Source organism: Pseudomonas sp. LB3P58, from assembly GCF_054897895.1.
Map to the genome: position 1 here is coordinate 2,958,703 of NZ_JBUBVE010000001.1, position 14,158 is coordinate 2,972,860.

The 14,158-nt window shown below is 59.4% G+C and carries 13 protein-coding genes; 2 read left to right on the plus strand and 11 right to left on the minus strand.

What is annotated here, in order from left to right; translation table 11 throughout:
• Window positions 1–6: 6 nt before the first annotated feature.
• From ACYZTZ_RS13665 to ACYZTZ_RS13705, 9 genes are all read right to left on the minus strand, one after another.
• Window positions 7–264: a hypothetical protein gene (locus tag ACYZTZ_RS13665; RefSeq protein ID WP_461998584.1), complete on the minus strand. Its 258-nt coding sequence runs from the start codon at window positions 262–264 to the stop codon at window positions 7–9.
• Entirely contained in the window at window positions 261–473 is a 213-nt protein-coding gene (locus ACYZTZ_RS13670) for a hypothetical protein (protein WP_046049553.1), read from the minus strand. Before ACYZTZ_RS13670 ends, ACYZTZ_RS13665 begins: the two co-directional genes overlap by 4 nt.
• A 115-nt stretch (window positions 474–588) precedes the next feature.
• Window positions 589–714 (minus strand): hypothetical protein, encoded by a 126-nt coding sequence (locus ACYZTZ_RS13675; RefSeq protein WP_255141673.1) that lies wholly within the window; start codon window positions 712–714, stop codon window positions 589–591.
• Window positions 715–922: 208 nt separating this feature from the next.
• Window positions 923–1,102, minus strand: coding sequence for a hypothetical protein (locus ACYZTZ_RS13680; RefSeq protein WP_008157047.1), 180 nt, complete (start codon window positions 1,100–1,102; stop codon window positions 923–925).
• Window positions 1,103–1,257: 155 nt separating this feature from the next.
• Window positions 1,258–2,427: a lactonase family protein gene (locus ACYZTZ_RS13685; RefSeq protein ID WP_461998585.1), complete on the minus strand. Its 1,170-nt coding sequence runs from the start codon at window positions 2,425–2,427 to the stop codon at window positions 1,258–1,260.
• The gene (locus ACYZTZ_RS13690) at window positions 2,420–2,716 is read right to left on the minus strand and encodes a DUF5629 family protein (protein WP_056745816.1); all 297 of its coding nucleotides are present in this window, start codon (window positions 2,714–2,716) and stop codon (window positions 2,420–2,422) included. Before ACYZTZ_RS13690 ends, ACYZTZ_RS13685 begins: the two co-directional genes overlap by 8 nt.
• 215 nt (window positions 2,717–2,931) lie before the next feature.
• Window positions 2,932–4,512, minus strand: a complete 1,581-nt coding sequence (locus tag ACYZTZ_RS13695; RefSeq protein WP_461998586.1) for an aldehyde dehydrogenase (NADP(+)) — start codon at window positions 4,510–4,512, stop codon at window positions 2,932–2,934.
• Between the two features lie 10 nt (window positions 4,513–4,522).
• A complete protein-coding gene (gene araD1 / locus ACYZTZ_RS13700) occupies window positions 4,523–5,515 on the minus strand; it encodes an AraD1 family protein (protein WP_056745812.1) in 993 nt (330 codons plus the stop codon).
• A 150-nt stretch (window positions 5,516–5,665) separates the two neighbouring features.
• A complete protein-coding gene (locus ACYZTZ_RS13705) occupies window positions 5,666–6,988 on the minus strand; it encodes an MFS transporter (RefSeq protein WP_461998587.1) in 1,323 nt (440 codons plus the stop codon).
• Between the two features lie 193 nt (window positions 6,989–7,181).
• Between ACYZTZ_RS13705 and ACYZTZ_RS13710 the strand changes: the two genes are divergently transcribed.
• Both ACYZTZ_RS13710 and ACYZTZ_RS13715 read left to right on the plus strand, forming a co-directional pair.
• Window positions 7,182–8,918 carry an IlvD/Edd family dehydratase gene (locus ACYZTZ_RS13710; protein WP_008157040.1) on the plus strand — a complete coding sequence of 579 codons (1,737 nt, stop codon included), beginning with the start codon at window positions 7,182–7,184 and terminating at the stop codon, window positions 8,916–8,918.
• Between the two features lie 199 nt (window positions 8,919–9,117).
• Window positions 9,118–9,837, plus strand: coding sequence for a FadR/GntR family transcriptional regulator (locus ACYZTZ_RS13715; protein ID WP_191623590.1), 720 nt, complete (start codon window positions 9,118–9,120; stop codon window positions 9,835–9,837).
• Between the two features lie 196 nt (window positions 9,838–10,033).
• On the opposite strand, the gene ACYZTZ_RS13720 is transcribed toward ACYZTZ_RS13715, so the two are convergent.
• Window positions 10,034–12,418 (minus strand): efflux RND transporter permease subunit, encoded by a 2,385-nt coding sequence (locus ACYZTZ_RS13720; protein WP_046049562.1) that lies wholly within the window; start codon window positions 12,416–12,418, stop codon window positions 10,034–10,036.
• A 28-nt stretch (window positions 12,419–12,446) separates the two neighbouring features.
• Window positions 12,447–13,514 carry a WD40/YVTN/BNR-like repeat-containing protein gene (locus tag ACYZTZ_RS13725; RefSeq protein ID WP_461998588.1) on the minus strand — a complete coding sequence of 356 codons (1,068 nt, stop codon included), beginning with the start codon at window positions 13,512–13,514 and terminating at the stop codon, window positions 12,447–12,449.
• Window positions 13,515–14,158 lie beyond the last annotated feature (644 nt).

The following is a 14,158-nucleotide window of genomic DNA, read 5'->3' on the forward strand; positions in this document are numbered from 1 at the left end:
ACCGACTCACGCCAACACTGCACACATCTCCAACGCCGAGCAATCCACTTGGAACGGCCCGAAGAAATCGTCCTGGCGTTCGATCGGCGGATTGCCGGCCAGCAGCGCCAGGGCCTTCGCGGTTTCAATGTTGCGAGCAAGGTTGTGATTGGCTTCGATAGTCCGTGCCACCGACCCCGCCGAGCCCTGTCCGATTCCCAACAAGGAAGATCCATTGGTCATGAACGCCAGGAAGGCGATGACCCAAAGTCTGTGCCCTTTCATGCTCCGGCGACTCCTGAGAGTTCAGCCTGATCGACCATCGCGTTTTGCGAACGGTGTTCAAACTGGATGCCGGGATGAGCGACTTGAATCGGCGCATCGAGGGTCTGTTGCGATTGAGGCGAGAGGCTGAAAACCAGCACCATGGCTACGTAAAGAGCGATAGCCAGGTAGGCGCCGTATTTGGCAGAAGTGATGATTGAGCTGGCCATGATGTTCTCCGCAGGCATGTTTCGATGCCCACAGAATCGATCAAAAAAGCGGTGATAACCACTCAGGGTTATCCATAGTGACCATCAGCTTCGTTGATCATTAAGCCAGACTATTTCAGTCTTCAATAAAACTCATCAAGCGCTCGCGGGCCGCATCCGGCTCGTCTGGAACGGGCTGGGCAGCCGAAAGAATGGGGGTGGAATAGAGAAACAGAAGTACCACGGCCAGACGCATTGCCATGCTGTCGATCCTTATCACAAGAAGGAGTCAAAAAATCAGCGTCAAATTTAAACTTATGGCCATGTGATATCAAGCAATACGTTGATAGCAATATGATACTGTCGTAAACGCGTTATGCAGGAGCGACATCACTCAGGTTTCTCAAAGCTTTTCAGCTCGATCGGCGCAAGTGACTTCGCTCCTGCATAAAAGGTGCAGGGTTCAAATTTCAGGCTTGGGTCTTGTGATCCAGAGCCGCGTAAAAGTTGGCGCTCTGTTGCAGGTATTTCTGGGTGTAGCTTTGGGCGTGGGATTTTTTGTCGCTGATTTCAACGCTGGCGCTGGCTGGCAAAGCAACGGTGGCAGAGATAGCGGAAGCGGCGATTACGGAGAAGAGATTGAAGTTCATGGCGGTATTCCTCGTATTCAGTTGGCTTGCTTGCCCGGTGGGGCCGTGAAGCAAACTTAACCTTCGAGGTTGGCGCCTTGAAATCTTTTGTAGCATTAGCAGATATCAGCGTCATTAATAGAAGGATGCAGGCCCCATCAACCGGGGCCTGCGGCCTATTGACGCACCAGGAACTTGAGATCGCTCGGGGCATCCATCGGCAGTTTTTGCACGGTTTTACCCAGCAGGCCTGTCTTTGAATCGCGCTCGACGACAACAATCTGGTTGCTTTTCTGGTTGGCGATCAACAAGAACTTGCCACTCGGATCGAGGCTGAACTCACGCGGGTGGTCACCTTCTACGGAACGGCGCTGCAGCTCCTTGAGGTGCCCGGTCGCAGGATCGATGGCGAACACCAGCAGCTGATTGGCGGTGCCACGGTTGCTGACGTAGAGGAACTTGCCATCGCCCGACGCGTGAAGCGCAGCGGCCGCCTTGTCCGAAACGGGCTGACCCGTCGCCAACTCGACCATTTGCGTTTGCTTGAGTTGGCCGTCCTTGTAATCGAACACCGCAACCTGCGCGCTCATTTCCATGGTCAGCCACGCGTGCTTGCCATCGGCGCTGAACAGCAGATGACGCGGACCGCTACCGGGTGGCAACTGCACGGACGCCGGTGTGGCGGCGGTCAAGGGCAATTCCGGGTTGGCCTTGGGGTCGAAGCGGTAGGCAAAGATCTTGTCGGCGCCCAGGTCATTGGAGAACACATACTGGCCGTCCGGCGACGAAACCGTGGAATGCACGTGCGCCGACATCTGCCGCTCGGGATTGACCCGGCTCGATGGATGGCTGCTCATCTGCACCACCGGTTTCAGCTTGCCGTCGGCGTCTACCGGCAACACCGATAGGGTACCGCCCGGATCTTCAGACACCGAATAGTTGCTGACAAACAGGTGACTGGCTTCAACGCTGAGGCCCGAATGCGTCGGCTCGTTGCCCAGGCTCTGCACCTGATTGATCAGGCTCAGTTCATGGGTTTTCGGGTCGATCGCATAACTGCTGACGCGCCCTACCGGATCGGTCTGTCCCGGGCCGTTTTCGTTGACCACGAACAGGTGACGCTGATCCTTTGACAGGGTCAGCCAGGACGGGTTTTCGCTCTTGACCACTTGCAGCGGCTTGGCATCGATCTGCCCGGTAGCGCTGTCGAAGTTCAGGCGATAAATCCCCTGGCTCTGACCGGCGGTGTAGGAGCCGACCAGCAACTGATAGTCATCGGCCGACGCAACCTGAAAACCCATCGCGCCGACGCTGCCGGCCATCAACAGAGGCCAGAGCTTACGCATCCTCATTCGCTTCTTCCTCGTCGTCATCACCGCGGAACGCGGTCATGCACACCAACCGGTGCTCGCCGGAACTGCCGGTGATCAGCCAGCTTTGCAGGGTTGGATCGAAGGTCGCGGCCTCGACTTCGGCCGGGGTGAACTCCCAGTGCTTGGACACACGACCGTCCAGGCATTCGATGTGCAGGTTATCGTCTTCATCAAGGGAGAATTCGAAGGCGTGCAGCCCGTCGATTTCCACCATATCGCAGTGTTCGAGGGTGGCGAGCAAGGTGTCGGTTGGGGCGGTCATGGCAGTCAATCTTTGAATGGGAAAGACGCAATGATAGCTCAATGTGGGAGCGGTCCAGTGCCGGTCACTCAACTCAAAGACGGCGTCGAACAAATGTGGGAGCGGCGGTGCGACGATTCGACTTGCTCGCGAAAGCGGTGTAACAGTCAAAGATTAGTCGACTGACGCTTCGCTTTCGCGAGCAAGCCCGCTCCCACAGGGGATTGCGCTCGCCGTTAGAGGGCTTCGCGGGATGGCTGCCCGTCCACCAGGCGTTGAATGCGCAGCGGATTGCCATTCTTCAACGCCTCCGGCAGCAGGCTGTCGGGGTAGTTCTGGAAGCACACCGGGCGCAGGAAACGATCGATGGCCAGCGTGCCGACCGACGTACCGCGCGCATCGGAAGTTGCCGGATACGGCCCGCCATGGACCATTGAATCGCAGACTTCTACGCCGGTCGGATAGCCGTTGAGCAGGATCCGTCCGACCTTCTGCTCCAGCAACGGCGTCAGCTCAGCGAACTGCTCAAAGTCCGCCGGCTCGCCAATGATCGTCGCCGTCAGTTGCCCATGCAGACCGTTCAACGCGGCACTCAGTTGCGCCTGATCGGCGACTTCGACAAACACCGTGGTCGGGCCGAACACTTCTTCCTGCAGCACTTCATCGCCATTGATCAACAGGCTGACATCCGCCTTGAACAGTTGCGGTTGCGCCTGATTGCCCTGCTGTGGCTGACCGGCCAGGTGCTCGATGCCCGGATGAGCGAGGAGTTTTTGCAGGCCTTGGCCATAGCTGCTCAAGGTCCCGGCATTGAGCATGGTTTGCGCCGGCTGATCGCCGATCAGGCCCGCCACCTGTTGCATGAAGGCGCTGAACTGCGGTGAACGAATACCGATCACCAGCCCGGGATTGGTGCAGAACTGACCGCAGCCCTGAACCACCGAAGCGGTCAGGTCACGGGCGACCGACTCAGCACGCGCTTGCAGCGCCTGCGGCAACACGATCACCGGATTGATGCTCGACATCTCGGCAAACACCGGAATCGGCTGCGCCCGTGCTGCGGCCATATCACACAACGCACGGCCGCCCTTGAGCGAGCCGGTAAAGCCAACCGCCTGAATCGCCGGATGCTTGACCAGCGCTTCGCCGACTCCGCCGCCGTAGATCATGTTGAACACGCCGGCCGGCATGCCGGTTTTTTCTGCGGCGCGGATGATCGCGTCGGCCACCCGTTCGGCTGTGGCCATATGGCCGCTGTGAGCCTTAAACACCACCGAGCAACCGGCGGCCAACGCCGACGCGGTGTCGCCGCCCGCCGTGGAAAACGCCAACGGAAAGTTACTGGCGCCAAACACGGCGACCGGCCCGAGGCCGATGCGGTACTGACGCAGGTCCGGACGCGGCAACGGTTGGCGCTCGGGCAATGCCCGATCGATCCGCGCACCGTAGAAATCACCGCGACGCAGCACTTTGGCGAACAGACGCATCTGACCGCTGGTGCGACTGCGCTCGCCTTGAATCCGTGCCGCTGGCAGCGCGGTTTCGCGGCAGACCAGCGAAACAAAGTCATCGCCCAACAGGTCCAGTTCATCGGCAATCGCGTCGAGAAATTGCGCTCGGCGTTCGGCGCTCAGGCTGCGATAGGCCGGGTAGGCGGCAGCGGCAGCCTTGGCGGCGGCATCGACTTCTTCGAGGGTGGCCTGGTGAAAACTGTAAGGCAGGTTTTCGCCCGTATTGGCATCAACGCTTTTGACGATGATTTCGCCGGCAGCGTTGCGCTGGCCGCCGATGTAGTTGTGACCAAGAATCTGGGTCATGCCTATCTCCTTAAAGGGTGCCAACGGTGCCAGGCTCAAACGCCGCTTCAACCGGTGCAATCCCGTTGATCAACGGTGCACCGAACTCGGTCTGACTGATCTCGAACACATCACCCGGCCGGGTGCGAATGCCGTCGGCAAAGGACAGGGTCGCAGTGCCGAAGAAGTGAATGTGCACATCGCCCGGGCGCAGGAACTGGCTGTATTTGAAATGGTGGTACTCGAGGTTTTCCAGGCTGTGGCACATGTTGGCCTCGCCACTGAGAAACTCGTTCTGCCACAGCACTTCACCGTCACGCAGGATGCGGCTGGTGCCTGCCAGATGCTCCGGCAGTTCACCGACCCGAAGTTCCGGGCCATAACTGCAACTGCGCAATTTCGAGTGGGCCAGGTAGAGGTAATTCTTGCGCTCCATCACGTGATCGGAGAATTCATTGCCCACGGCAAAACCGAGTCGATACGGTTTGCCGTCGTGGCCGATGACGTAGAGTCCACTGAGTTCCGGCTCCTCCCCCGCGTCTTCGGCGAACGGCGGCAGCGGAAACGGTTGGCCCGGACGCACGACGATGCTGCCGTCGCCCTTGTAGAACCATTCCGGTTGTACGCCGGCCTGCCCCGCTACCGGTTTGCCGCCTTCCACGCCCCATTTGAAGATGCGCATGGTGTCGGTCATCGCGGCTTCGTCGCCGACTTGCTGATGCATCTTGTCTCGTGCCGACGCGCTGCCCAGGTGGGTCAGGCCCGTACCGCTGACCAGCATGTGCGCCGGGTCCGGGTGATCCAGCGGTGGCAGGATGCGCAGCGTGGCCAACAGCTCTGCATAGTCATGGCTGATGCTCAGGCCCAGGGTTTTCACCTGTTGCTCAAGATTGACGCCCGCCTCGATCGCGGCCAACGCCAGGTCGCGAACGGTGCGCGCGCCCTGCACTTCGCGCACCAGACTGTCTTCGACCACGCCCACCCGGCGCTCGCCGTTACTCAATTCGAACTGAACTAAACGCATGATTTTCTCCTGTAACAAATCTCAAATCCAACGCTGCCCCCCTGTGGGAGCGAGCTTGCTCGCGATAGCGGCCCAACATTCAACATTGATGCGGGCAGACACTCCGCCATCGCGAGCAAGCTCGCTCCCACAGGGGATTTTGGTGATGGCTCAGGTGCGGGTAGCGCCCCGGGCGCTGGCAGCGAACTGATCGGCCGGCAATACGTGCTTGCGCTCCAGCAACCGATAAACCACACCGGTCAACACCAGCCCGAACACCATCACACCAGACAAGAAGTACAGGCCCGAAGCCAGGTTGCCGGTGTATTCCTTGAGCGCGCCGATCACGAACGGACCGATGTAGCCGCCGAGGTTGCCCACCGAGTTGATCAAGGCGATTCCGGCGGCCGCACTGGCGCCGGCAAAGAAGCGGCCCGGCAAGGTCCAGAACACCGCGGTGCAGGAAAACAGCGAAAAGGCCACCAGGCACAACGCCGCCAGTTGCAGCACCGGTACGGTCAGCCAGGCGCTGAGGAACAGGCCGATGGCACCCAACACGTAAAGCACCGCCAAGTGGCCGTAGCGATCATTCAAGCGATCGGAACTGCGCGGAATGATCAGCAACCCGATGATCCCGAAGATGTACGGCACCGACGACACGAAACCGGTCACCAGATCCGTGCCACCGAACTGCTTGATCAGGGTCGGCAACCACAAGCCCAGGCCGTAGATACTCAGGGTCACCGGCAGATAGAACAACGCCAGCAGCAACACTCGTTTGTCCTTGAGGGCGTGCAACGGGTTGCCGTGGCGGGTCTGGCCGTATTCCTCAAGATCCTTTTTCAGTTCGCCGGTCAGCCAGTCCTTTTCGGCCTGGTCCATCCACTTCACCTGTTTCGGGCCGTCCGGCAGGTAACGCAGCACCGGCCAGGTCAACAGGATCGCCGGGGTACCGATGACGATGAACAGCCACTGCCAGCCATGCAGGCCAAGAATGCCGTCCATGCCGAGCAGACCGCCGGACACCGGGCCGGTGATCAACATGGCGATGGGTTGGGACAGGATGAACAACCCGAGGATCTTGCCGCGATGGCGCACCGGAAACCACTGGGTGATGTAGTAGAGAACGCCCGGGAAGAACCCGGCTTCCGCGGCGCCGAGCAGAAAGCGCATCACATAGAAACTGTGCGGCCCCTGGACGAAGGCCATACCGATGGTGATGGCGCCCCAGGTGACCATGATCCGCGCGAACCAGCGCCGCGCGCCAAAGCGTTCGAGCATCAGGTTGCTGGGGATTTCCAGCAGGAAATAGCCAATGAAAAACAGCCCGGCACCCAAGCCGTAAGCCGCGTCACCGATGCCGAGGTCGGCGCCCATGTGCAATTTGGCGAAGCCTACGGCGGAGCGATCCACATAGGCGATCAGGTACAGCAGGATCAGGAAGGGAATCAGTTTCAGCGTAATGCGACGAATAAGCCGCAGTTCCTGGCTCATGAGATCGGTCTCCGATTGTTGTTGTTATAGAACCTCGGGGGACGCCTCTCGCGGAAAACCGTCAGGGCAATCCCTCCGTTGAAACGGACTATATAGTAATACTATTTATGCAACAACACTTCCAAAGCGCCGAATTTACGCCTATGTTACGCCTCAGCTCGAACAATATAGTCATACAATAAGAGAACCGATCATGTCTGATAAGAAACCCACCCTGCGCTCCGCCCAATGGTTTGGCACTGCCGACAAGAACGGCTTCATGTACCGCAGCTGGATGAAGAATCAGGGCATCGCCGACCACCAGTTCCACGGCAAGCCGATCATCGGCATCTGCAACACCTGGTCGGAACTGACCCCGTGCAACGCGCATTTCCGCCAGATTGCGGAGCACGTCAAACGTGGGGTGATCGAGGCTGGTGGCTTTCCCGTGGAATTCCCGGTGTTCTCCAACGGCGAGTCGAACCTGCGTCCGACCGCCATGCTCACTCGCAACCTGGCGAGCATGGACGTCGAAGAAGCGATTCGCGGCAACCCGATTGACGGTGTTGTGCTGCTGACCGGTTGCGACAAAACCACCCCGGCGTTGTTGATGGGCGCGGCCAGTTGCGACGTGCCGGCGATCGTCGTCACCGGCGGGCCGATGCTCAACGGCAAACACAAGGGCCAGGACATCGGCTCGGGCACCGTGGTCTGGCAGCTCAGTGAACAGGTGAAAGCCGGTACGATTACCATCGACGATTTCCTTGCCGCCGAGGGTGGCATGTCCCGCTCGGCCGGTACGTGCAACACCATGGGCACCGCGTCGACCATGGCCTGCATGGCTGAAGCACTGGGCACTTCCCTGCCCCACAACGCGGCGATTCCAGCGGTCGACGCGCGTCGTTATGTGCTGGCGCACATGTCCGGCATGCGCGCGGTGGAGATGGTTCGCGAAGATTTGAAGCTGTCGAAAATCCTCACCAAAGAGGCCTTCGAAAACGCCATTCGGGTGAACGCGGCCATTGGTGGTTCGACCAACGCCGTGATCCACTTGAAAGCCATTGCCGGGCGCATCGGTGTCGAGCTGGATCTGGATGACTGGACCCGCATCGGTCGCGGCATGCCGACCATCGTCGACCTGCAACCGTCCGGGCGCTTCCTGATGGAAGAGTTCTACTACGCCGGTGGCCTGCCAGCGGTGCTGCGTCGCCTGGGTGAAGCCAACCTGATTCCGCATCCGAATGCCCTGACCGTGAACGGCAAGACCCTCGGCGAGAATACCAAGGACGCACCGATCTACGGCCAGGACGAAGTGATCCGCACCCTCGACAACCCGATCCGCGCCGACGGCGGCATCTGTGTGTTGCGTGGGAATCTGGCGCCACTCGGCGCGGTGCTCAAGCCCTCCGCCGCCAGCGCCGAACTGATGCAACATCGCGGGCGTGCGGTGGTGTTCGAGAACTTCGACATGTATAAGGCGCGGATCAACGATCCGGAGCTGGAGGTGGATGCCAACTCGATTCTGGTGATGAAGAACTGCGGTCCGAAGGGTTATCCGGGCATGGCCGAAGTTGGCAACATGGGCTTGCCGGCCAAGTTGCTCGCTCAGGGTGTGACAGACATGGTGCGCATTTCCGATGCGCGCATGAGCGGCACGGCGTACGGCACTGTCGTTCTGCACGTAGCCCCGGAAGCGGCCGCTGGCGGGCCTTTGGCGACCGTGAAGGAAGGTGACTGGATCGAACTCGACTGCGCCAACGGTCGTCTGCACCTGGACATTCCCGACGCCGAACTGGCGGCGCGCATGGCTGATCTGCAGCCACCGCAGCAGTTGATCGTGGGTGGTTATCGTCAGCTGTACATTGATCATGTGCTGCAGGCGGATCAGGGTTGCGATTTCGACTTCCTGGTGGGTTGCCGAGGCTCTGAAGTACCGCGCCACTCCCACTAACACCACAAATCCCCTGTGGGAGCGAGCCTGCTCGCGATAGCGGCTTAACATTCAACATCTATGTTGACTGACACACCGCCTTCGTCGGAACGCCGCCCGGAGCAGGCTCGCTCCCACATTTGATTTGCACCTGCCTCAAGATCGCGTCGCGCCTGTTATCATGCGCGGCACCCCATCGCCCAGGATCGCGCCGTTCCCCATGGATTACCGCAAACCCTCCGACCGCAAAAGCATGCACTCGCGCATCGTCCAGGAACTGGGCATGCAGATCGTTTCCGGACGCTTCAAGCCCTGTGACAAACTGCCCGCCGAAGCCCTGTTGTGCGAGGAGTACGCGGTCAGCCGGCCAGTCCTGCGCGAAGCCACCCGGGTTTTGGTCGCCAAGGGTCTGGTGTATTCCCGTCCGCGAGTGGGCACGGTGGTCAAGCAGCGCAAGGAATGGCACATGCTCGATCCCGATGTGCTGCATTGGCTGATGCAAAGCAGCCCGCAAAATGAATTCTTCGATTTGCTGACCAGCGTGCGCAGCATCATCGAACCCGCAGCGGCCGCCCTCGCCGCGCAGTTCGCCACGGACGATGACATCGCCTCCATTGGTGAAGCCTATCAACGCATGGAAGCGGCACCGACACCGGAGGCGCTGCTGCAACCGGACCTGGATTTCCATAGCCGCATCGCCGATGCGACCCATAACGACTTGCTGGCCAACCTGTGCAACATGCTGTCGGTGGCGATTGCCGAAGCCTTGAAGCATTCCAACCAGCGGCCGAATCTGCATGAACTGGCATTGCCCCGGCACAAGGCAATTCTGACGGCGATCGAGAATCGTGATGCGCTGGGTGCGCGGCATGCGACGTTGGTGCAGCTGGATGATGCGCGTAGTGCGTTGAATGCGGTGCTGGGTGCTGATCCTTCCTGACACAACACGATCCAACAGCTACAAAAATTCCCTGTGGGAGCGAGCCTGCTCGCGATGACGGAGTGTCATTCAACATAGATGTTGAATGTTAGACCGCTATCGCGAGCAGGCTCACTCCTACAGGGGGGGCCAGTGTGAATTTCGGGATGTAAAAAAGCCGCAACCATGGTTGCGGCTTTTCTATTTCAGCCTGGAATCAGTGAGCAAACAACGAATTGCCCTTCTGCCCCGCCAATTTCTCCGGTTTGATCAGGAACCGCGCCAGCGCTGGCAACAGCCACAGTGCGCCGAACATGTTCCAGAGCAGCATGAAGGTCAGCATCAGGCCCATGTCGGCCTGGAACTTGATGGCCGAGAAGATCCAGGTGCACACGCCAATCGCCAGGCACAGGCCGGTGAACAACACGGCTTTACCAGTGGACTTCAGCGTCTGGTAGTACGCCTCTTGTAGCGGCAGACCAGCACGCAGGAAGCTTTCCAGACGGCTGTAGATGTAGATCCCGTAATCCACGCCAATCCCCACCCCGAGTGCCACAACCGGCAGGGTCGCGACTTTCACGCCGATGCCCATGAAGGCCATCAGGGCGTTGCCGAGTACCGAAGTCAGTACCAGCGGCAGCACGATGCACAGCGTCGCCGCCCATGAACGGAAGGTGATCATGCACATGGTCGCCACGCAGATGTACACCAGGATCAGGATGGTCAGCTCGGATTCCTTGATCACCTCGTTGGTGGCGGCCTCGATCCCGGCGTTACCGGCGGCGAGGATGAATTCCAGGCCTTCCTTGTTGTTTTCCTTGGCGAAGTCCTGCACCGCATGCACGGCACGATCCAGCGTGGCGGCCTTGTGATCGTTGAGGAACACCAGCACCGGCGCCAGGGAGCAACTGTTGTTGTACAGGCCATCAGCCCGGGCGATCGAGTTGTTCAGCACGTCCGGGTTACGCGACAGGGTTTCCCATTTCAGGTTGCCCTCGTTCATGCCCTTGATCATCTGCTTGGACACGGTCACCAGCGAGATCGCCGACTGCACGCCCTCGGTGTTCTGCATCTTCCACATCAGCTCGTCGATCGGCGCCATGGCTTCGTAGCGCGAGCAGCCTTCGGACTTGGTCTTGACCATCACCACCAACACGTCGGAACTGGTGGAGTAATTGCTGATGATGAAGTTGTTGTCCTTGTTGTAGCGCGAGTCCGGACGCAGTTCCGGAGCGCCTTGATCGAGGTCGCCGATTTTCAGGTTCTGGCTGTACCAGAGGCCACCGCTGAAGGCCAACAAGGCCAAAACAATCGACACTGGCGCCACTTTCGGGCTGGCAAAATTCGACAGCAGACGCCAGAACGGGTGTTCGCGGTGCGCGTCTTTCTTGCTGCGTTCGACCGCGCGTTTGCTGATGCCAACGTAGGAAATCGCCACGGGCAGCAGAATCAGGTTGGTGAACACGATCACCGCCACGCCGATGGACGCGCCGATGGCCAGTTCACGAATCACGCCGATGTCGATGATCAGCAGCGTGATGAAACCCACCGCATCCGCGAGGATCGCAATCATCCCCGGCAGGAACAACTGACGGAATGTGCGTCGCGCGGCAGTCAGTGCGTTGTCCGCCTCGCTGGACTGCAAGGCAATCCCGTTGATCTTCTGCACACCGTGGGAAATACCAATGGCGAAGATCAGGAACGGCACCAGCATCGAATACGGATCTAGCCCGAAACCAAAGAAGTGCATCAAACCGAGCTGCCAGACCACCGCCACCAGCGTTGTACTCAACACCGCCACGGTGCTGCGCATGCAGTTGGTGAACCAGTAGAGCAGGATCAACGTGATGATGAAGGCGACGCCGAAGAACATCACCACCATGACCAGCCCATCGATCAAGTCGCCGACTTTCTTGGCGAAACCGACGATGTGGATCTGCACGTTGGGGTTCTGGGCTTCGAACTTGTTGCGGATCTTGTCTTCGAGTTCGTGAGAGAACTTGCGATAGTCCAGCGCCAGCAACTTGCCCTGGTCCTGCGGGTCCGGGTAGGACTCCAGTAGCGGGATATCGACAATGCTCGACTTGAAGTCGTTGGCCACCAGACGCCCGACCTGACCGGACTTGAGCACGTTGTTGCGCAACAGGTCGAGGCTTTGCTGGGAGCCGTTGTAGCTCTGCGGAATCACTTCACCACCGGCAAAGCCCTCCTCTGTCACTTCGGTCCAGCGTACGCTCGGGCTCCACAGCGACTTGAGGCCGGAACGGTCAACTCCGGAGATGTAGAACACCTCGTCGTTGATCTGACGCAGCGTCTCCATGTACTCCTTGGAGAAGATGTCGCCATCAGTGGCTTCCACCGAGATGCGCACCGTGTTGCCCAGGTTCGCCAGATCGTTGCGATGCTCCATCATCTTTTGAATGAACGGATGCTCGAGCGGGATCATTTTTTCGAAACTGGTGGAAGGCCGGATCAGCGTCGCCTGCCAGAACAGGAAAATACTGACCAGCAGGCAGATCACGATCACTGCCGGGCGGTTGTTGAAAATCAGGCGTTCGAGAAACGTCGCCTTGTCATGATGATGAGTGCTCAAGGATGTCATAGACCCGCCTTCTTATTATTTGCCCGGCTCATTTGGACGACCCATTTTTTCCATTCTCTGCGCCGGTTGGCGAAGTGACGCGAACGCCACCCTGTCCTGCCAGAATCAGATTGCCGTTGCCCGCTGCGGTGACTGCCGAAACGGAAATGCGATCCGGACGGTTGAACACGCTGAAGGTTTCGCCGTTGTCGTCGCTGCGGATCACCGAGCCACCGTTGCCGACAATCACGATGGAACCGTCGTCGAGCAGCGTCGCGCCGGACAGACCGAACTCCAGTGCACCGCGAGCGGCCTTGAGCTCAACCGGCTCCCAGGTCGTACCGAAATCGGTGGAGCGAAACAGATTCCCGCGTAGCCCGTAGGCCAGCAGCGTGTTGGCTTGAGCGGTGCCGATCACGCCGAACAGCGAGCCTTCGTATGGTCCTTCAAGCTTCTCCCAGGTCTGGCCCCAGTCGGCGGAGCGGAACATGCTGCCCTGCTCACCGACGATGAACAGACCGGAATCCTTAACCGCAGCGATGGCGTTGAGGTGGTACTGGTCTTCGTTGTCGAGGCGATCGCTGACGTCTTCCCAGTTCTTGCCGCCGTCGGTGGTTGCCATCAATGCGCCGTAAGCACCCACGGCAAAGCCGCTGTTGACGTCCTGGAACCAGACGTCGAGCAGCGGCGATTCGCGTTTCAGATCTTCGAATTGCTTGGTCCAGGTGACGCCGCCGTCCTCGCTCGCGAGGATCTGCGCATCATGGCCGACGGCCCAACCGTGTTTGTCGTCGACGAAATACACCGACGTCAGCAGTTGCCGCGTCGGCACCTTGGCTTGGGTCCAGGTCGCGCCCTGGTCATCGGAATACAAAATGTGCCCGCGATCCCCGACCGCCACCAGGCGCTTGCCGGCGTGCACGACGTCGAGCATCAGGCTCTTGCTGGCTTTGGCAGATTCAACGGAATAGACAATGTCGGATGCTGGCGCAGCAGCGGCCAGCACAGGTGCCGACAGCACGGCACAGCCCAACAGCGAGAGCGCTGTAGCCAGCAACGCGAATTTGCGTAATGCCGGCGGGCGGCAGATACCCACACCCATGACAGGCTCACTCATAGACCTTCCCCCATTATTATTGTTAGGTCGTTCAACCTTTCTGGGCGCCATAAGGGGTGCTCTTTGCGATTGCCTTTTCTGGAGCATAGTCCTGAAATACGCAATCTAGAGCCCCTTCGGAAGCTGGCTTATCCTATCGGGGTTTGGAAAGGTCTGACAATCGACGCCACGTTATGTTTTGTTAACCTGGGGGGTATGGGTGGGTGCTGAATGATTCGGTATCAGGTGGGGTGATTGGGTTTCAGGGTTTGGTGTACATATCCATTTCTGCGGTAACGGCTACTTATGGTTTCGCTCTTACAGCGACTCACTTTTCCAGACGCCGAAAAGTAAGCAAAAGGCTTCGCCCCGGCGTACGGCGCCTCGCTAAAGCTCCGCGTTCCCTCGCTTCGGTGCCCATCAGGGGGCATCGCCTACGGTCTGCTTCGCAACGACCTCCTCTCGATGTGTGCGGCTTCGCCGCACGGCGCTACGCGCCTAACCCCCTGATGAACACCTACGCTCGGCCTGCCGAAGGGGCGAAAGATCAAAAGCAGGATCAACATCTAAAGCCACAGCCACAGCCAGATCAAAAGATCGCAGCCTCGTTTCACTCGACAGCTCCTACAGGGGATGGGTGTACACCCGCCCTTCACCACTCAACA

Bases quoted from the DNA above. Each gene is read 5' to 3' on its own strand.
- ACYZTZ_RS13665 (WP_461998584.1), bottom strand. From the start codon at position 264: ATGAAAGGGCACAGACTTTGGGTCATCGCCTTCCTGGCGTTCATGACC.
- ACYZTZ_RS13670 (WP_046049553.1), bottom strand. From the start codon at position 473: ATGGCCAGCTCAATCATCACTTCTGCCAAATACGGCGCCTACCTGGCT.
- ACYZTZ_RS13675 (WP_255141673.1), bottom strand. From the start codon at position 714: ATGGCAATGCGTCTGGCCGTGGTACTTCTGTTTCTCTATTCCACCCCC.
- ACYZTZ_RS13680 (WP_008157047.1), bottom strand. From the start codon at position 1,102: ATGAACTTCAATCTCTTCTCCGTAATCGCCGCTTCCGCTATCTCTGCC.
- ACYZTZ_RS13685 (WP_461998585.1), bottom strand. From the start codon at position 2,427: ATGCGTAAGCTCTGGCCTCTGTTGATGGCCGGCAGCGTCGGCGCGATG.
- ACYZTZ_RS13690 (WP_056745816.1), bottom strand. From the start codon at position 2,716: ATGACCGCCCCAACCGACACCTTGCTCGCCACCCTCGAACACTGCGAT.
- ACYZTZ_RS13695 (WP_461998586.1), bottom strand. From the start codon at position 4,512: ATGACCCAGATTCTTGGTCACAACTACATCGGCGGCCAGCGCAACGCT.
- araD1 (WP_056745812.1), bottom strand. From the start codon at position 5,515: ATGCGTTTAGTTCAGTTCGAATTGAGTAACGGCGAGCGCCGGGTGGGC.
- ACYZTZ_RS13705 (WP_461998587.1), bottom strand. From the start codon at position 6,988: ATGAGCCAGGAACTGCGGCTTATTCGTCGCATTACGCTGAAACTGATT.
- ACYZTZ_RS13710 (WP_008157040.1), top strand. From the start codon at position 7,182: ATGTCTGATAAGAAACCCACCCTGCGCTCCGCCCAATGGTTTGGCACT.
- ACYZTZ_RS13715 (WP_191623590.1), top strand. From the start codon at position 9,118: ATGGATTACCGCAAACCCTCCGACCGCAAAAGCATGCACTCGCGCATC.
- ACYZTZ_RS13720 (WP_046049562.1), bottom strand. From the start codon at position 12,418: ATGACATCCTTGAGCACTCATCATCATGACAAGGCGACGTTTCTCGAA.
- ACYZTZ_RS13725 (WP_461998588.1), bottom strand. From the start codon at position 13,514: ATGAGTGAGCCTGTCATGGGTGTGGGTATCTGCCGCCCGCCGGCATTA.